This is a genomic window from Kribbella sp. CWNU-51 (assembly GCF_054073265.1).
In genome coordinates, this window is sequence record NZ_JBSXMZ010000011.1 from 36,563 (window position 1) to 53,812 (window position 17,250).

Here is a 17,250-nt window from a genome sequence, read left to right on the forward strand (position 1 = left end):
ATCGAGGTTGGTGAGTGGCAGCGGTCCGCTCCGCACACCAGACCTCCCCTGTCGTTTCCGTGGGTGTACCCAGGCCCGGCTCGCCACCTTGGGCACGGTTCAACCACGAAACCGCCCACACAACGACCATCCCGTGCCCAAAGTCGACCCCGCGCCCCCGCCCGAGGGCGACATACCGATCGGGTCCTGACGGCTCGGGGGCGGAGGACAGGGAGGGGGAGAGGCCCCGGTGTACCGACGGACGGGTAGTGGTCAGCCGGCGCGAGCACCTGGGTGAGGCGGTTCAGCCTGAACGCCGGCCGGGCGGGTGGGCGTGGCCGACGACTACCCGTTCGTCGGTACGCCGGGTCCTCCCTGGGACTCGATCAAGCAACCCTCTCCGAACCCTCGGACACCTGATCGAGACCGCGGACACCACACCTAATGTCCGCACTCCCCAACGGGTGACCCCGCAGCCCCCGGACCCACCGACCGCACCGCAGCCCCGGCCCCTATCACCCACACACCCAGCACAAGTGGGTTACGCGAGGTTGTTGGCGTGGCGGATTACGTCTACGACGTTGGACATCATGCCGGTGAGGTCGTAGTCCTTGGGGGTGTAGACGGCGGCTACGCCGGTGGTCACCAGAGCGCGGGCGTCGGCGTCGGGGACGATGCCGCCGACGACGACGGGGACGTCTTCCAGGCCGGCCTTGCGGAGGCCGGCTACTACCTGGGGGACCAGTTCCATGTGGGAGCCGGAGAGGATCGAGAGGCCGACGCAGTGGACGTCCTCGGCGACCGCGGCGGCGACGATCTGCTCGGGTGTGAGGCGGATGCCCTGGTAGATCACCTCGAAGCCGACGTCACGCGCCCGGACGGCTACCTGCTCGGCGCCGTTGGAGTGACCGTCGAGGCCGGGCTTGCCGACCAGGAAGCGCAACCGGCCGCCGAGTTCCTCGGACGTCGCGGCGACCTTCTCGCGTACGGCGGCGATCGCCGCACCACCGCCGGAGACGCCGACCGATCCGGACACGCCGGTCGGCGCACGGTACTCGCCGTACATCTCCCGCAGCACCCCGGCCCACTCCCCCGTGGTCACGCCCGCGCGGGCGCACTCCAGGGTGGCGGGCATGAGGTTGTCGGTCGTCTTGGCGACCTCGCGCAGTTTGGCCAGCGCGGTCTCGACGGCAGCACCATCACGCCCTGCCCGCCAGTTCCGCAATGACTCCAACGCCGCGGACTCGGCCGCCGGGTCGACGGTCTGGATCGCGGTGTCGAGGTCTGCGGTCAGCGGCGACGGCTCGGTGTTCTCGAACTTGTTGACGCCGACGACGACCTGCTCCCCCGACTCGATCCGCTGCCGCCGCTCGGCATGCGAAGCGACCAACGCCTGCTTCAAGTAGCCGCTCTCCACGGCCGCGACCGCGCCGCCCATCGCCTGCACCCGGTCGATCTCCTCGCGCGCACCGGCGACCAACTCGTCGACCTTCGCCTCGATCACATGCGATCCGTCGAAGATGTCGTCGTACTCCAGGAGGTCCGACTCGTACGCGAGTACCTGCTGCATCCGCAGCGACCATTGCTGATCCCACGGACGTGGCAGACCGAGGGCCTCGTTCCAGGCCGGCAGCTGGACCGCGCGGGCCCGGGCGTTCTTGGAGAGCGTGACGCCGAGCATCTCGAGCACGATCCGCTGGACGTTGTTCTCCGGCTGCGCCTCGGTCAACCCGAGTGAGTTCACCTGTACGCCGTACCGCAACCGCCTCGCCTTCGCGTCGGTCACGCCGTACCGGTTCAGCGTCAGGTCGTCCCAGAGCCGGACGAACGCACGCATCTTGCAGGTCTCCTCGATGAACCGCACGCCGGCGTTCACGAAGAACGAGATCCGCTGGACCACATCACCGAACCGCTCCGGCGGCACCTGACCCGCGTCGCGGACCCGGTCCAGTACGGCGATCGCCGTCGAGATCGCGAAGGCGAGCTCCTGCACCGGCGTCGCACCGGCCTCCTGTAGGTGGTAACTGCAGATGTTGATCGGGTTCCACTTCGGCATCTGAGCGACCGTGTAAGCGATCACATCGGTGGTCAGCCGCAGCGACGCGTCCGGCGGAAACGCGTAGGTGCCGCGGGAAAGGTACTCCTTGACGATGTCGTTCTGCGTCGTGCCGGTCAGCTCGTCCGGGAGCGCGCCCTGCTCCTGGGCGGCGACCTGGTAGAGCGCGAGCAACCACATCGCCGTCGCGTTGATCGTCATCGACGTGTTCATCTGCGCGAGCGGGATCCGATCGAACAGCGCGCGGACGTCGCCGAGGTGTGCGACCGGTACGCCGACCTTCCCGACCTCACCCTTGGCCAGCGGATGGTCCGCGTCGTACCCGGTCTGGGTCGGGAGATCGAACGCGACCGACAGCCCGGTCTGGCCCTTGGCCAGGTTCCGCCGGAACAACGCGTTCGACTCCGCCGCGGACGAGTGGCCCGCGTACGTCCGCATCACCCACGGTCGATCCTTCTCGGTCGCCATGTACCCGAGAGTAGGACTGTGTTCCCTTGTGAGTCCGCACCTCGTGACCGGTGTCACCAGGGCTTACGTCACACTCAGGCGCTGATCGGCAGGGGGCTGCGTTCGACGTGCAGGATGCGATGGAGCCGGGTGACCGCGAGGATGCGGACGACCGAGGGCATCGGGTGCCAGAGCACGAGCTGGCGGCCGAGGAGCTGAGTCCGGCGATGGGTCGCGACGAGCAGGCCGAGGCCGGTCGCGTCGACCGCGTCGACCGTCTCCAGGTCGACGATGACGTCGCCGTCGGAGGTGTCGATCAATGTGTTCAGGGTCTGCCGGACGTCGCCCACCGAGCGGACGTCCAGGATGCCGGTCAGATGCACCACGTTGTTCTCGGCCGGGGTCACCGTCGAGGATGGAGCGGTTGTGTGCAGAGTTGTCGTGTCGTGGGTCGGTGCGAGCATGTCCGTGCCCTCCGCTCTTCCGGCGGCCCCCGAGTCATCGGCCGCGTGGCAGCGTTTGTGTTGGTAAAGACTCCCTGGCGACAGGGAAGGTTGCCAAGACCTCACGATCTTTTCTTTTCGCGAGACAATGGTGTCCGTGTTCGCCGACCAGTACTTCGTCTTTCCGGTGTTGGCCATCGCCCTGGCCGGACTGATGGTACTGCTCTGCCGCTGGGCTTTCTCGAAGGCGAAGGGCGGGTCGCTGGTTCGCCGGGTCGACGACCGTCCCGCCGAGCGGGACGCGTTCGGGCTGCTGACCGACGTGCGGAGCGTGCGCACCTACAACGAGGCCCGCGTGACGGTGTCGACCTTGAAGGACTTCGGCATCAAGGCGACCGCGGCGCGCACCAAGGACGGCTGGACCGTCTACGTCTGGCCGCAGGACGAGGCCGCCGCCCGCGGCCTGCTCGACGCTTCCTAACTCTTCTCTGTCCTCCAGGGAGCGCTCTCGCGCGTCCATATCCCGGCAGCTCGGGGTAGCGAGAAGGGGTCTGGGGACATCGGACAAGAACGAGGTGAGCCGAGCGGCAGCGCACCAGACGTGAGGAGTTCGATGACGCCCGACGTGGCCTTGACGGCCGTTGCCTTCCCCGGTCGCTGGCCGGGTGCCGCCGTACCGGACACCGTGATGGACGAGGACGGCCGCGTACTGGAGGCGTCGGTGCGGGAGCCGGACCGGTTCACGGTGATCTTCGATCGGTACTTCGGCCAGGTGCACGCGTACGTCGCTCGCCGGCTGGGGACCGATATCGCCGACGACCTGGCGGCGGAGACGTTCCTGATCGCGTTCCGGCAGCGGGAGCGGTTCGACCGGCGCAACGGAGTCGTGCGGGCCTGGCTGTACGGGATCGCGACGAACCTGATCCGCCGGCATCGCCGCGACGAGGTGCGTGCCTGGCGGGCGATCGCGAAACTGCCGCTGCCGGTGCCGGTCAGTGCTCCCGAGGACCGGATCGCCGCCCAGGTCACGGCGCAGGGCGCGAGCCGCGAACTCGCCGCCGCCCTGGCCGAGCTCTCCGCCAAGGACCGCGAGGTGCTGCTCCTGGTCGCCCTCGGCGACCTCACGTACGACGAGGTCGCCGCGGCGCTCGGGATCGCGTACGGCACGGTCTGCTCCCGCCTCTCCCGAGCCCGCCGCACCCTCCGCGCCACCCTCGAGGACCCGTCATGAACGAGTTCGAACAGCTCCGCCGCGCCTTCCCGGATGCGGAAGCGCCCACTCCCGAAGCCGCCGCGGCTGCGCGACGCCAGGTGGAAGCGCTGATCCGCGAGGAGAGGACCCGTCAGAGGTGGCCTGGGGCACGTGCGGGGTGGGTGGGGACTGCTGTTACTGCAGTGACCGCAGTGGTGGCCGTGGTGGGCCTCGGTGGGGCGTTGCTGGTCGGCGGCGGTGGGGATGGCGGCGAAGCCGCGCCCGGTGCGACGGTGACGCCGACTGCGCCGCGGCTGATGACGGCGGCTCAGGTTCTGATTGCCGCGGCGGTGCGGCAGGAGGTGGATGAGAAGGTCTCGGGGAAGTACTTCCGGGTCCGGAGTCTTCATCTGAGTGCGAACACCCGGGTCGGGAGTCCGAAGTACACGCTCGAACGGCGATCCATCAGCGAGAGCTGGATGCCGATGAAGCCGGGCGTCCAGTCATGGTTCGGCTGGGTGAATCTCGCCTACCGTCCGGCGACCGCGGCCGACGCGGCCAAGTGGCGCGCGCAGGGATCACCGACGTCCTGGCAGCTGCCGTACGAGGTGGACCCGATCACCACGCAGGACGAGGCGCCGGTCGTGAACAAGATGTCGTTCCGCGACGTCCCGCCCGGCTACTACCTGACCGGCGACAAGCCATTGAGCGCCCAGCAGATCGCAGCGCTCCCGACCGACCCGGTCGCCCTCGAGGCGATGCTCAGCGGGAGCGCGGGCCCGGCTGACGCCGCAGCCGAGCGGGACTATCCAGTCTTTGCCGCGGCCGGTCGCCTGCTGTTCGACCTGCCCTCGCCACCGAAGCTGCGCGGCGCCGCTTTGCGCGTACTCGCGGCTTTGCCCGGCACCCACCTCCGAGCCGGCGTCAAGGACCCCATCGGCCGGGTCGGCACGGAGATCACGTTCACCGCGGACCTGTCGAAGGCCAGCGGCGACAAGACGTTCCTGTTCGGCAGCGGCGCGTCGTACATCATCGACCCAGGCACCGGGCGTCTGCTGAGCTTGTCGATCGGCGCCCCCAAGCACAGCTCCACCGTCATCCTCGAGTCCGGCTGGACCGACGAGAACCCCACCCCACCATCGGCAAGAATCGGCTAGCCCTCCGCCATCGGGCTCGTCAAATTGTTGCTGTAACGCCGAGTATCGCGAAATCGATGTACGGGCGCATGCCCGAGCGGGCATCGAGTACTCGAAAGGTAAGTCTCCAGATGACGATGCGACGTGTTGCGCTGACGATGGCCGGGCTCAGCCTGGTCGCGGCAGCGGCGGTCCCCGTGACCGCGGGCGCGACCAAGCCGAAGCCGGAGTCGTTCCGGTCCGCCGGCAAGGCCGCGGCCAAGCTGCCGACCACCGCCGCGCAGGCCGCCACCGCGGCCTGTGGCGTGTCGGTCGGCGCCGTCAACGCCACCGGTACCGCCGGCGGCTACGACATCACTGCCACCAAGCCGCCGACGGTGGCTGCTCTCGACCAGTACAAGCTGTTCGGCGTCCGGGCCAGCTCCACCTGGTACCTGGAATCCAGCGGGAGCAACGACACGTTCTACGGCATGGTCCTGCAGGGCGGGAACCTGTACGCAGCGGTGTCGAGCTACACGGGCACGGCCACCACACCGACCGTCCGGGCGACCAAGCTGGGCTCCGGCTGGAGCGGCTTCAACCAGATCACCGACTCCAACTACGTGTACGGCGCGAACCAGCACTACTTCCTGTACGGCCTGCACGCCAACGGCTCGCTCTACCGCTACAAGGTGTCGACCGCGGCCCGGGCCTACGGCTCGGCGCCGGGCTTCGGCTCGGTCAAGGCGATGACACTGATCGCCGAGACCGCGACGTACGACACCCTGCTCGTCACGACCCGGGGCGGTGCCCTGTACACGGTGCGGGTGCCGGTGACCGCGCCGATGAAGCCGATCGTGACGCAGGTCCGGGCCAGCGGGTTCGGCTCGTACGAGTCGCTTGTGGCCCAGCGCTGCGGCGCGACCAGCACGCTGCTGGCGGCGTTCGACCATGACACCAACCTGGGCACGATCTTCGCCGTCGGCCGCGCCACCGGCCCCACCACGGCAATCAAGAGCTACGGCAGCTTCCAGGCGTCCTTCGGTGCGAAGGTCCACTTCCTGCTGACCGGAGCCTACGGTCCGCAGCGCGTCGGCGGATGATCCACTAGTCGCACTCCCCTGCCCCCGCTCGGCCCTGCCGGACGGGGGCAGGGCTTTTGCGCGGGTTTAGGGTCGGAGTATGGCGATTCTGCTGGAGCTGGATCTGACTCGCGGCGTACTCGAGACGCCGCCCGCTTCGCCGGTGGCCGCGTTCCGTGCGCGCCACCTGCCGACATTGCGGGAGCTGGTGGCGGCCCTGCGGAAGGGCGCCCGCGACGATGCGGTGGCCGGCGTGGTCGCCCATCTGGGCGGACAGCGGCTCTCGCTCGCCCAGGTGCAGGATCTGCGCGAGGCGGTCGCCGATTTCCGTACGTCGGGCAAGCCCGCGGTCGCCTGGACAGAGTCGTTCGGTGAGGGCGGCAGCGGCACCGTGGCGTACTACCTGGCCACCGCGTTCGACGAGATCTGGGTCCAGCCGTCCGGGGACCTCGGCATCACCGGTGTCTCGGTGCAGGCCGTCTTCATCCGCGGTGCGCTGGACAAGGCCGGAGTGATCCCCCAGCTCGGCAAGCGGCGTGAGTACAAGACCGCCGCCGACACGTTCACCGAGAAGGAGATGACCGCACCGGCCCGCGAGATGGCATCGCGGCTCGCGGAGTCGGCGTACGAACAGATCGTCGAGGGGATCGCCGTACGGCGGCGTCTGGACACCGCACGCGTGCGGGAGCTCGTGGACAGCGCACCGCTCCACGCACAGGCCGGACTGGATGCCGGACTGGTCGACAGCCTCGGCTACCGCTCTAACGTGTACGACGAACTGCAGAAGCAACTCGGCTACGACAGTCGGCTGCTGGCCGAGCGCTACATCCGGCGTGGTCCGCGCACTCTGCAGGACGTGCGCAAGACACTCCCTTGGCCACAGAAGCCGCTGGTGGCCGTCGTACGCGTGTCTGGCGGGATCACCGTCGGTCGCAACTCGAGCAGCCCACTTGGCGGTCCTGGGTCCGGCTCTGACACGGTCGGCGCCGCACTGCGAGCCGTGGGCGAGAACGACAAGGTCAAGGCCGTCGTACTGCGAGTGGACAGCCCAGGTGGCTCGTATGTCGCGTCGGACGCGATCCGGAACGAGGTGCTGCGGCTGAGGTCGACGGGTCGGCCCGTGATCGCGTCGATGGGCAGTGTGGCGGCATCAGGTGGGTACTTCGTCGCCATGCCGGCCGATGTGATCGTCGCGCAGCCGGGCACGATCACCGGCTCCATTGGCGTGCTGACCGGTAAGGGCGTCGTACGGGACGCACTGGCGCGGATCGGGATCTCGCAGGAGGCCGTGTCGGAGGGTACGAACGCGCGGATGTACTCGGCGCAGGAGGAGTTCACCGACGAGCAGTGGGCGCGGCTCGAGGAGACCCTCGACCGCATCTACAAGGACTTCGTCGCCAAGGCGGCGCAGGACCGCGGTCTGCCGGAGGAGGAGCTGGAAGCACTGGCCCGCGGCCGGGTCTGGACCGGTGCCGACGCGCACGCCCGCAAGCTCGTCGACGAGCTCGGCGGCTTCCAGCACGCGCTCACACTGGCCTGCAACCGCGCCGGTCTGGACCGCGACGAGATCGGGCTGGCGAACGTTCCGCATCGCAACCTGCTGGACCAGCTTCGCGCTCCGAGGACCACCGACGACCTCGCCGTCACGACGCAGCCGCTCACTCTCGACGGCGTCACCAGCAGCATCTACACGGCCCTCGGTCTGCCCCCCACCGGCTTGCTGACCATGCCGCTGAGCTGGCAGCTGAGCTAGAGCGACGTCACGGGGTGGTGCGTTCGCCGCCCGGGACCCAGAGGACGTCGCCGCCGGAGGACAGGTTGGCGACGCGGCCGAGGATGAAGAGCAGGTCGGACAGGCGGTTCAGGTACGTGATGGCGAGCAGGTTGACCGACGGGCCGTGCGCCTCGACGGCGACCCAGCCGGCTCGCTCGGCCCGGCGGACCACTGTGCGGGCGACGTTCAGATAGGCGGCGCCCTCGGTGCCACCGGGCAGGATGAACGACCGGAGCTTGGTCAGGCGGCTGTTGTAGTCGTCGCACCAGCTCTCGAGCCGGTCGATGTACTCCTGGGTGATGCGCAGCGGCGGATACTCCGGATCCGGCGCGATCGGGTTGCACAGGTCGGCGCCGACGTCGAAGAGATCGTTCTGGATCCGGGTCAGCAACACCACCAGGGTGCTGTTCAGATGTCCGGCCGCGATCGCGACACCGATCGCCGAGTTCGCCTCGTCCACCTCGCCGTACGCCGCCAGCCGCGGATCCGTCTTCGAGGTGGTGGAGTTGTCGCCCAGGCGGGTCTCGCCAGCGTCACCGGTGCGGGTGTAGATCCGCGTCAAGTTCACAGCCATGCGAGGACTCTACGCAAGTGCCGGGACGACGGTTCGCTACAGTCGTGCGGTGGAACGGTTTCGAATCGCGGGTGAGGCACGCCTCGTTGGGGCGGTGCAGGTCGCTGGGGCGAAGAACAGCGTGCTCAAGCTGATGGCTGCGGCACTGCTGGCGGAGGGCACGACGACGCTGCGGCAGGTGCCGGGCATCCTCGACGTGACCTTCATGGCCCAGTTGCTGGACACCCTCGGATGCTCGGCGAAGGTCGACGCGGACGAGCAGATCGCGACCATCGCCGTACCGCACGAGATCGGTCACCAGTGCGACTACGAACTGGTGCGCAAGCTGCGGGCGTCGATCTCGGTGCTCGGACCGCTGCTGGCCCGCTGTGGCCGCGCGGAGGTCGCGCTGCCAGGAGGCGACAACATCGGCTCCCGCGGACTGAACATGCACGTCGCCGGTCTGGAGGCGATGGGCGCGAAGGTGCACATCGAGCACGGTTTCGTGATCGCCGAGGCACCGCAGGGGCTGCACGGCGCCGAGGTCTGGCTGGACTTCCCGAGCGTCGGCGCCACCGAGACGATCATGATGGCCGCGGTGCTGGCCAGCGGTACGACGATCATCGAGAACGCCGCGCGGGAGCCGGAGATCCAGGACATCGCCGCGATGCTGGTCGAGATGGGCGCCCAGATCGACGGCGCCGGGTCGCCGCGGATCGAGGTCACCGGAGTGACCGGTCTGCTCAAGCCGGTCGAGCACACCGTGGTCGCGGACCGGATCGTGTCCGGGAGCTGGGCGTTCGCGGCCGCGATCACCAAGGGCGACGTGACGATCACGAACGGCCGCGCCGAGCACCTCGAGCTGCCGTTGGACAAGCTGCACAAGGCCGGCGCGGAGATCACCGTGCTCGAGTCCGGTTTCCGGGTGCGGATGCACGATCGGCCGAAGCCGGTCGACGTGGTGACGCTCCCCTACCCGGGCTTCGCGACCGACCTGCAGGCCTTCGTGATCGCGTTGAACGCGCTGAGTGACGGCGCGGCGATGGTGACGGAGAACCTGTTCGAGGGCCGCTTCACGTTCGCGCAGGAGCTGACTCGATTGGGCGCGCACATCCAGACCGACGGTCACCATGCGGTGGTTCGCGGCGTACCGCGGCTCTCTGGCGCTCCCGTGGTGGCGAGTGATATCCGGGCCGGCGCTGCGCTGGTGCTCGCCGGCCTCGCGGCCGAGGGCGAGACGTTGGTGTCCGCGGCGCATCACGTCCACCGCGGCTACACCGACTTCGCCGGCAACCTCCGCCGCCTCGGCGCGGACGTCACGGTCGAGCCGGACGACGCGGAACTGTACTGGAACTGACCTCGCCTTTTCGGCGCATTCTCCCCGCATTCCGCCCTGCGGAGCCGATCCGACGGGTTAGGGTCGTCGGCATGAGTGAGCGCGTGATCAAGCCCGTAGGCCGTGGATTCCTGTTCCTGGACTCACATCCCGCCGGATGTGCCCAACTGGTCCGCGACCTGGCCGCCCAAGTCGATCGCCGTACGCCGGAACGCCGCACGGCACTCGTGATCGGCTCCAGTTCCGGCTACGGGTTGGCGACGACGATCGCCGGCCTCGCGCGCTACGCGATCGATGGGGTCGGTGTGTCCTTCGAGAAGGCGCCTACTGCCCGTCGTACCGCGACCGCCGGTTGGTATCGCACCGCCGAGACCGCGGCGCTCGCCGCCGAGCTCGGCAGCTCGTTTTCCTTCGTGAACGCGGATGCCTTCGCGGATACCACCAAGACCGAGGTGCTCGATCTGATCGCCGAGCGGTTCGGCGGGATCGACCACTTGATCTACAGCGTGGCCGCACCTCGCCGGGTGGATCCGCGGAACGGGGAGACGTACCAATCGGCGATCAAGGCGATCGGGGCCCCGCACACCACCAAGAGCCTCACCTTCGACGACGGCCAACCGGTCCTCCAAGAGGTCGGCATCGAGGTCGCGACCGACGACGAGATCGCGCAGACCGTGAAGGTGATGGGCGGCGAGGACTGGGCTCGCTGGGTCGAGGCCCTGTCCGAGCGAGGTCTGCTCAACCCCGGCTTCACCACAGTCGCGCTCACCTACATCGGCTCCGACCTGACCGGCCCGATCTACCGCCAGGGCTCGATCGGCGCCGCGAAGGCCGACCTCGAACAGACCGCCCTCACGTTGAGCAAGGACGGCGTCCAGGCGATGACCTCGGTCAACGGCGCCGCCGTCACCCAGGCATCCTCCGCGATCCCCGGCATCGGCCTCTACGTCAGCCTCCTGCACAACGTCCTCGGCGACGACCTGCAATCCCCGATCCAGCAGTCGATCGCGCTCTGGGACCAGCTCACCGGCGCGACCCCACTCGACCTCGACGACGAGGGCCGGATCAGGCTCGACCGTTGGGAGCTGAACGACGACGTCCAGTCCGCCGTCCGCGATCGCTGGGAGTCCGCCACCCAGGACAACATCACCAACGTCGCCGACACAGCCTGGTTCCTCGCCGAGGTCCGCCGCCTCTACGGCTTCGACGTCCCCACCACCAACTACGAATCCCCCACCGAAGTCGACACCCCCTGGCCCTGACCCACCCAGCCGGCCTTAGGTGCGGGCGCGGTACTTTCGCATTTTGTTGCGGGCGCCGCAGAGTGACATCGTGCACCAGCGGCTGCGGCCTGCCGGGCTGCGGTCGTAGTAGACCCAGCGGCAGGTGTCGGCGGCGCATGCCTTGAGACGTGGCCACGTGCCGGCTGCGACGGATGCAGTGATGTCCGCGGCCAACTGGGCGACCATGGCTTGTACGTTGCGCAGCCCCTCAGCTGGACGGACCGCCGCACCGCCGTCGGCTGACAATGCCAACCGCAGCGGCGCCTCGGCGAGCAGCCGGTCGAGAACCGCCAGCGACTGCGCGGGTACGTCGACTCCCGCGTGAGCCTGGCAGACGTCGCGGACCGCCTCGCGAAGCGTCACCACCTGCTCGAGATCGTCCCAGTCGAAGCGCAAACCAGGCAGCCCGTGGTCGGCACAGAACGTGCTCAGCTCCGCAGGCTTCGTCAACGCGTCCTGCTCCATTTCCAGGTCGACCGTGTTGACCAGGTCCTGGACGAGCACCAGCGGCTCGGGGGCCGGACTGCGCTCACCTGGCTGAATCACGTTTGCCACGTTACCGCTCATGAGGCATGATCCGGTAACGGTTACCGGATAAGAGCTCGTAGCGGTAACCATTCACGACGGCGGCAGCGATGACGCGATGGCCGTTACCGGATGAGGTGGAGGCACTGGTGGACGGCGACTTCAGGCGGTTCTGGGCGGGCCACACGGTCTCCGCGGTCGGCACGCAAGTGACCGCGGTCGCGCTCCCGCTGACCGCGGCGCTCACGTTGGACGCGGGTGCGGCCGGGGTCAGCGCGATCGCCACCGCGAGCTACCTGCCGAGCGCGGCCCTCCCCTTGCTGGCCGGCCATTGGCTCGAGCGTCGGCGCAAGCGCGGCGTGATGATCGCGACCGACGTGATCCGGGCCGCCGCGGTGGCGGTCATCCCGCTCGCCTGGGCCTTCGGGCAGCTGACACTGCCGTTGCTGATCGTCGTCGCGTTCCTCGTCGGCGCGGCGAGCGTGGTGTTCGACATCGCGTCGTTCGCGTATCTGCCGGACTTCGTGCCCGAGCAGGACCTACCGGGAGCCAACCGCGCCCTGCAGGGTTCGTCGACCGCAGCCCAGGTCGGCGGCCCTGGCGTGTCCGGTCTTCTCGTCCAACTCCTCGGTCCGGCCATCGCACTACTCGTCGACGCCGCCTCCTATCTGGCCAGCGCGACGGGCATCGCCTCAGCCCGACGCGCTGAGCCCACACCGCAAGCGACCGACGAGCGAGCCGGCTTGTGGGAAGGCGTGCGACAGCTCAAGGTGAGCCCGTTCCTCAGGTCCCTGACCGCGCATGCCGCCCTGTACAACGCATCGGCGCAGATCCTCGTCGTCAACCTGGTCATCCTCGCCGTGAAGGAACGTGGACTGTCCGCAGGCGGCTACGGCATCGCCTTGAGCGCGGGCGGCGCCGGCGCCTTCGTCGGTGCGATGCTGGGCCTCCGCCTCGCCAAGCGACTCGGCTACGGCCGCGCCTTCGGCACCTCACTCATCCTGTCCACCGGACTTCCTCTCCTGCTGGCTTTCCTTCCCGGCCGCGGACTGCAGTACGGCGTACTCCTCGGAGCAGTCCAATTCCTCGCCGGGATCGGCCTCGGCAGCGCGAACGTGTTGTCGGTGACGATCCGCCAGCTGCTCATCCCCCGCACAGCCCTTGCCCGCAGCAACGGCGCCTACCGCACGTTCACCTTCGGCGTCCTCCCGATCGGCGCCGCGATCGGCGGCGTCCTCGGAAGCACCTTCGGCACGACGACGGCCGTTGCCGTCGGCACCATCGGCATCGCGCTGTCGGCCCTGCCCATGTTCGTGCGGGAAGTCCGGACGCTCCAGACGCCAGTGGCTACAACGGTTTGAACGAGGCCAGTTCGAGGACCAGGTCGCCGGCCTCGTCGGAGGCGGCCAGGTCGACGGATGCCGTGATGCGCCAGTCGTGGTTGCCCTCGGGGTCGTCGATGATCTGCTGGACTTCCCAGTAGCCAGGGTGTTCCTCGATCAGGAAGAGCGCCGGGCCGCGAGCAGCCGGGCCGGTGTTGACCACGTCGTGTTCGGCGTAGTACGCCGTACCCGCCTCGGCCCAGCGGCCCGCGTCCCAGCCTGCTTCGGCGTCGAGCTGACCGAGCTCGGCCCAGCGGTGCAGGGCGAGCAGCTCGACCCGGCGGAACATCGCGTTGCGGACGAGCACCCGGAAAGCCCTGGTGTTCAAGGTGATCCGGCGCGGACCCGCCGGCACGACCTCGGCCTCCGGCTCGTCGGTGGGGTTGGTCAGCTCCTCCCACTCGTCGAGCAGGCTGGAGTCGGTCTGCCGGACCACTTCACCCAGCCACTCGATCAGGTCGGTCAGATCCTCGTTCACCTTGTCCGGCGGCACCGTCTGCCGAAGCGCCTTGTAGGCGTCGCTCAGATAACGCAGTACGACGCCCTCCGAGCGCGCGAGCCCATAGAACCCGATGAACTCGCCGAACGTCATCGCCCGCTCGAACATGTCCCGGACCACCGCCTTCGGCGACAACCCCGCCTCAGCGATCCACGGGTGGGTCTGCCGGTACATCTCGAACGTTGCCTCAAGCAACTCGTTGAGCGGCTTCGGCCAGGTGACATCCTCGAGCAGCTCCATCCGCTCGTCGTACTCGATGCCCTCGGCCTTCATCGCGTTCACGGCCTCGCCGCGGGCGTGGTGCTCCTGCGCCCACAACACGGCCCGCGGATCCTCCAGCGTCGCCTCGACGACCGAGACCACGTCGAGCGCGTACAGCGGATCCTCCGGATCGAGCAGGTCCAGCGCGGCCAGTGCGAACGTCGACAGCGGCTGGTTCAGGCTGAAGTCCTTCTGCAGGTCGACGGTGAGGCGCAGCAGCCGGCCGTTCTCGTCGGGCTCGTCAAGCCGCTCGACCACACCGGCGGTGACGAGCGTGCGGTAGATCTGGATCGCGCGCCGGATCAACCGGACCTGGACCCTCGAGTCCTCGTGGTTGTCGCGCAGCAGGTGCCGCATGCTCTCGAAGGCGTTGCCGTCGCGGGCGATGACGTTCAGCAGCATCGCGTGGCTGACCCGCATCCGCGACTGCAGCGCCTCGGGCTCGGCCGCGACCAGGCGGTCGAACGTGTCCTCGCCCCAGGTGACGAATCCCTCCGGCGGCTTCTTCCGCTGCACCTTGCGCTGCTTCTTCGGGTCGTCACCCGCCTTGGCCAGCGCCTTCACGTTCTCCACCACGTGATCCGGCGCCTGGACGACGACCGTCCCCGAGGTGTCGTAACCTGCCCGGCCGGCCCGGCCGGCGATCTGGTGGAACTCCCGCGCCTTCAGGATCCGCTGCCGGCGTCCGTCGTACTTGCTCAGAGCCGTCAGTACGACGGTCCGGATCGGGACGTTGATGCCGACACCCAGGGTGTCGGTGCCGCAGATGACCTTGAGCAGGCCGGCCTGGGCGAGCTGCTCGACCAGGCGGCGGTACTTCGGCAGCATGCCGGCGTGGTGGACACCGATGCCGTGCTTCACCAGCCGCTGCAGGGTCCGGCCGAAGCCCTTGCTGAACCGGAAGTGACCGATCAGCTCGTTGATCTTCTCCTTCTCCTCCTTCGAGGAGACGTTGATGCTCATCAGCGCCTGGGCGCGTTCGAGGGCGGCGGCCTGGGTGAAGTGGACGACGTACACCGGGGCCTGGTGGGTGGTGAGGAGCTCCTCGAGCGTCTCGTGCAGCGCCGTGGTGACGTACTTGTAGATCAGCGGCACCGGGCGTTCGCCCGACGCGACGATCGCGGTCGGGCGGCCGGTCCGCCGGGACAGGTCGATCTTGAACCGCTCGACGTCGCCGAGGGTCGCGGACATCAGGACGAACTGGGCGTTCGGCAGTTCCAGCAGCGGCACCTGCCACGCCCAGCCGCGATCGGGCTCGGAGTAGAAGTGGAACTCGTCCATCACCACCTGACCGACGTCGGCGGCCGAGCCTTCGCGCAGCGCGACGTTGGCGAGCACCTCGGCGGTGCAGCAGATGATCGGCGCGCCGGGGTTCACCGACGCGTCCCCGGTCAGCATGCCGACCTTGTCCGCGCCGAACACGTCACACAGCGCGAAGAACTTCTCCGACACCAGGGCTTTGATCGGCGCCGTGTAGAACGTCCGCTGCCCGTGGGCCAGCGCCGCGAAGTGCGCCCCTGTGGCGACCAGACTCTTCCCCGACCCCGTCGGCGTCGACAGGATCACGTTCGACCCCGTCATCACCTCGATCAACGCCTCTTCCTGCGCCGGGTACAACGAGATCCCCTGCTCCCCCACCCAACGCGCGAACGCGTCGTACAGGTCGTCAGGCCCAGTCGTCCCCGGCAGTTGCTCAGTCAGCGTCATCGCCAACTATTGTCCCTTACCCCTGGGAACACCCGCCCGACCAGGTCACCAGCCAGTGCCGCGTCAAGCAAGGTTGGGGAGGTAATCCGGAGTGACCACCACCCCGAAGCCGGACCCGCGGCCAGGTGCGGGGTTCACCCCTGATCTGGTCCCTTCACCCCGCGAATGCGGCGGGTAGAAGGGTTCAACTGCGAGGTTCTCCCTTGAAATTGCCCCGCGGAAGGCAAGTGTGCGGCAACGACCTCGACGTTTCTTGGCGAGGCACCAGGTAGGGTCGACCGCTCGGCTCAGCAATCGGGCCGCTCGGCGCTGAATCCTCTGCAAACGATTGCAGGCATGCCTATTCGAGGGTGACTTGATGGGCATGACGATCTCGTGGCGCCGGATGGGCGCGAGTTTCCTGGTGACGGCGGTTGGCGCGGCAGGCCTGGTGGGGGCCGTGACGCCGGGCGGTGGCGGTGGCGGTGGCGGTGATGGACGGGGTGGGTCTACGGAGGTGACTACGTGGGGTGCCAGTGACGACATTGCCGGTGGCACCTTGAAGGACGTGACGGTGCGGAACATCCTGCGGACGAGCGTGGGTGGGAAGGACCTGCGGATCCGGGTGTCGAACGCGAACGGGGATCAGCCGTTGGTGACGGATTCGGTGTACGTCGGCCGGCAGGAGGCGGGGGCGGGCGTCGTACCGGGGTCCAGTCGGCGGTTGACGTTCAGCGGGAGTACGTCGGTGGAGATACCGCCGGGGGCGATGGCGATCAGTGATCCGCTGCCGGGGCCGGTGCCGGCGCGGACGAGTTTGACGGTGAGTCTGCATGTGCTCGGGACAACCGGGGTGATCACCGCGCACAACCGGGCCATGCAGCACAGCTACAAGTCGACGTCCGGTGATCACGCGGCGGATGAGTCGGCGGCGGCGTACCAGACCGAGTCGTCAGCCTGGTACTTCCTCAACGCGGCGATCGTCGAGGCGCCGCGGCAGGTGGAGACGGTGGCGACGCTGGGCGATTCGATCACGTCGTCGGTCGGTACGACGATCGACACGAACCGCAGGTGGCCGGACGTACTGGCGGATCGGTACGGTCAACTGCCTGAGCCTCGGCGGCTGGCGATCTCCAATGAAGGCATCTCGGGTAACCGGGTGCTCGGTGGGGTCGCGAAGGCCGGCAGTGCGGGGGCGAGTGCGTTGGCGCGGCTCGACAAGGATGTGTTGACGAAGCCCGGCGTACGCACGGTGTTGTTGCTGGAAGGGATCAACGACATCTATGCGGGTACTACGTCCGATCAGCTGATCGCCGGGGTATCGGCAGTTGATCGCGCGCGTCCATGCGTCCGGGCGCTGCATTGTCGGTGGGACGCTGACCCCGGTTGGTGGCTCCTTCGTCTACACCCCGGAGAAGGAGGCGACGCGGCAGGCCGTCAACCAGTTCGTCCGCACGAGTGGTGAGTTCGACGGCGTGGTCGACTTCGACGCTGCGACGCGGGACCCCGCCGATCCCACTCGCCTGCAAGCCGCGTACGACGGTGGCGACGGCCTCCATCCCAACGACGCCGGGAACCACGCGATGGGGAATGCGGCGAACCTCGACGCACTCCGCTGCAACTAGACAAGAACAGCC

General features: G+C 68.5%; 13 protein-coding genes and 1 pseudogene. 9 read left to right on the forward strand and 5 right to left on the reverse strand.

The genetic code is table 11. The annotated features are described in order from the left end of the window. Positions 1-520: 520 nt before the first annotated feature. The gene (locus ACXC9Q_RS15770; protein WP_457057258.1) at positions 521-2,503 is read right to left on the reverse strand and encodes a protein meaA; all 1,983 of its coding nucleotides are present in this window, start codon (positions 2,501-2,503) and stop codon (positions 521-523) included. Positions 2,504-2,577: 74 nt separating this feature from the next. Further along, entirely contained in the window at positions 2,578-2,946 is a 369-nt protein-coding gene (locus ACXC9Q_RS15775; RefSeq protein WP_457057259.1) for an STAS domain-containing protein, read from the reverse strand. 127 nt (positions 2,947-3,073) lie between these two features. Here ACXC9Q_RS15775 and ACXC9Q_RS15780 point away from each other — a divergent pair, with 127 nt between their 5' ends. The 5 genes from ACXC9Q_RS15780 (at position 3,074) to sppA (ending at position 8,067) form a co-directional block, all read left to right on the forward strand. Continuing rightward, a complete protein-coding gene (locus ACXC9Q_RS15780; RefSeq protein ID WP_457057260.1) occupies positions 3,074-3,406 on the forward strand; it encodes a hypothetical protein in 333 nt (110 codons plus the stop codon). Positions 3,407-3,538: 132 nt separating this feature from the next. Then, positions 3,539-4,156, forward strand: coding sequence for an RNA polymerase sigma factor (locus ACXC9Q_RS15785; protein ID WP_457057261.1), 618 nt, complete (start codon positions 3,539-3,541; stop codon positions 4,154-4,156). Then, the gene (locus ACXC9Q_RS15790; protein WP_457057262.1) at positions 4,153-5,274 is read left to right on the forward strand and encodes a CU044_5270 family protein; all 1,122 of its coding nucleotides are present in this window, start codon (positions 4,153-4,155) and stop codon (positions 5,272-5,274) included. Before ACXC9Q_RS15785 ends, ACXC9Q_RS15790 begins: the two co-directional genes overlap by 4 nt. Before the next feature lie 110 nt (positions 5,275-5,384). After that, positions 5,385-6,335 carry a hypothetical protein gene (locus ACXC9Q_RS15795; RefSeq protein ID WP_457057263.1) on the forward strand — a complete coding sequence of 317 codons (951 nt, stop codon included), beginning with the start codon at positions 5,385-5,387 and terminating at the stop codon, positions 6,333-6,335. A 79-nt stretch (positions 6,336-6,414) separates the two neighbouring features. Then, positions 6,415-8,067: a signal peptide peptidase SppA gene (gene sppA / locus ACXC9Q_RS15800; RefSeq protein ID WP_457057264.1), complete on the forward strand. Its 1,653-nt coding sequence runs from the start codon at positions 6,415-6,417 to the stop codon at positions 8,065-8,067. Between the two features lie 7 nt (positions 8,068-8,074). On the opposite strand, the gene ACXC9Q_RS15805 is transcribed toward sppA, so the two are convergent. After that, positions 8,075-8,662 (reverse strand): cob(I)yrinic acid a,c-diamide adenosyltransferase, encoded by a 588-nt coding sequence (locus ACXC9Q_RS15805; protein ID WP_405068172.1) that lies wholly within the window; start codon positions 8,660-8,662, stop codon positions 8,075-8,077. A 49-nt stretch (positions 8,663-8,711) separates the two neighbouring features. Between ACXC9Q_RS15805 and murA the strand changes: the two genes are divergently transcribed. Continuing rightward, positions 8,712-9,998 carry a UDP-N-acetylglucosamine 1-carboxyvinyltransferase gene (gene murA / locus ACXC9Q_RS15810; protein ID WP_457057265.1) on the forward strand — a complete coding sequence of 429 codons (1,287 nt, stop codon included), beginning with the start codon at positions 8,712-8,714 and terminating at the stop codon, positions 9,996-9,998. A 71-nt stretch (positions 9,999-10,069) separates the two neighbouring features. Continuing rightward, complete coding sequence (gene fabV, locus ACXC9Q_RS15815) at positions 10,070-11,239, forward strand: enoyl-[acyl-carrier-protein] reductase FabV (protein ID WP_457057266.1); 1,170 nt, start codon at positions 10,070-10,072, stop codon at positions 11,237-11,239. A gap of 15 nt (positions 11,240-11,254) precedes the next feature. Here fabV and ACXC9Q_RS15820 read toward each other — a convergent pair whose 3' ends face one another. Continuing rightward, positions 11,255-11,806 (reverse strand): CGNR zinc finger domain-containing protein, encoded by a 552-nt coding sequence (locus tag ACXC9Q_RS15820; protein WP_457057267.1) that lies wholly within the window; start codon positions 11,804-11,806, stop codon positions 11,255-11,257. A gap of 128 nt (positions 11,807-11,934) precedes the next feature. On the opposite strand from ACXC9Q_RS15820, the gene ACXC9Q_RS15825 reads away from it, so the two are divergent. Continuing rightward, positions 11,935-13,146, forward strand: a complete 1,212-nt coding sequence (locus tag ACXC9Q_RS15825; RefSeq protein WP_457057268.1) for an MFS transporter — start codon at positions 11,935-11,937, stop codon at positions 13,144-13,146. Here ACXC9Q_RS15825 and ACXC9Q_RS15830 read toward each other — a convergent pair. After that, on the reverse strand, positions 13,133-15,634 hold the full coding sequence (locus ACXC9Q_RS15830) for a DEAD/DEAH box helicase (RefSeq protein WP_457057269.1): 2,502 nt from the start codon (positions 15,632-15,634) through the stop codon (positions 13,133-13,135). The two genes, ACXC9Q_RS15825 and ACXC9Q_RS15830, sit on opposite strands and share 14 nt — an antisense overlap. An 856-nt stretch (positions 15,635-16,490) precedes the next feature. On the opposite strand from ACXC9Q_RS15830, the pseudogene ACXC9Q_RS15835 reads away from it, so the two are divergent. Beyond that, positions 16,491-17,148 (forward strand): annotated as a pseudogene (locus tag ACXC9Q_RS15835) (GDSL-type esterase/lipase family protein); the annotation flags it as partial. Positions 17,149-17,250: the final 102 nt, after the last annotated feature.

Excerpts from the sequence above, each read along its gene's own strand:
- ACXC9Q_RS15770 (WP_457057258.1), bottom strand. The coding sequence starts at position 2,503 with ATGGCGACCGAGAAGGATCGACCGTGGGTGATGCGGACGTACGCGGGC.
- ACXC9Q_RS15775 (WP_457057259.1), bottom strand. The coding sequence starts at position 2,946 with ATGCTCGCACCGACCCACGACACGACAACTCTGCACACAACCGCTCCA.
- ACXC9Q_RS15780 (WP_457057260.1), top strand. The coding sequence starts at position 3,074 with ATGGTGTCCGTGTTCGCCGACCAGTACTTCGTCTTTCCGGTGTTGGCC.
- ACXC9Q_RS15785 (WP_457057261.1), top strand. The coding sequence starts at position 3,539 with ATGACGCCCGACGTGGCCTTGACGGCCGTTGCCTTCCCCGGTCGCTGG.
- ACXC9Q_RS15790 (WP_457057262.1), top strand. The coding sequence starts at position 4,153 with ATGAACGAGTTCGAACAGCTCCGCCGCGCCTTCCCGGATGCGGAAGCG.
- ACXC9Q_RS15795 (WP_457057263.1), top strand. The coding sequence starts at position 5,385 with ATGACGATGCGACGTGTTGCGCTGACGATGGCCGGGCTCAGCCTGGTC.
- sppA (WP_457057264.1), top strand. The coding sequence starts at position 6,415 with ATGGCGATTCTGCTGGAGCTGGATCTGACTCGCGGCGTACTCGAGACG.
- ACXC9Q_RS15805 (WP_405068172.1), bottom strand. The coding sequence starts at position 8,662 with ATGGCTGTGAACTTGACGCGGATCTACACCCGCACCGGTGACGCTGGC.
- fabV (WP_457057266.1), top strand. The coding sequence starts at position 10,070 with ATGAGTGAGCGCGTGATCAAGCCCGTAGGCCGTGGATTCCTGTTCCTG.
- ACXC9Q_RS15830 (WP_457057269.1), bottom strand. The coding sequence starts at position 15,634 with ATGACGCTGACTGAGCAACTGCCGGGGACGACTGGGCCTGACGACCTG.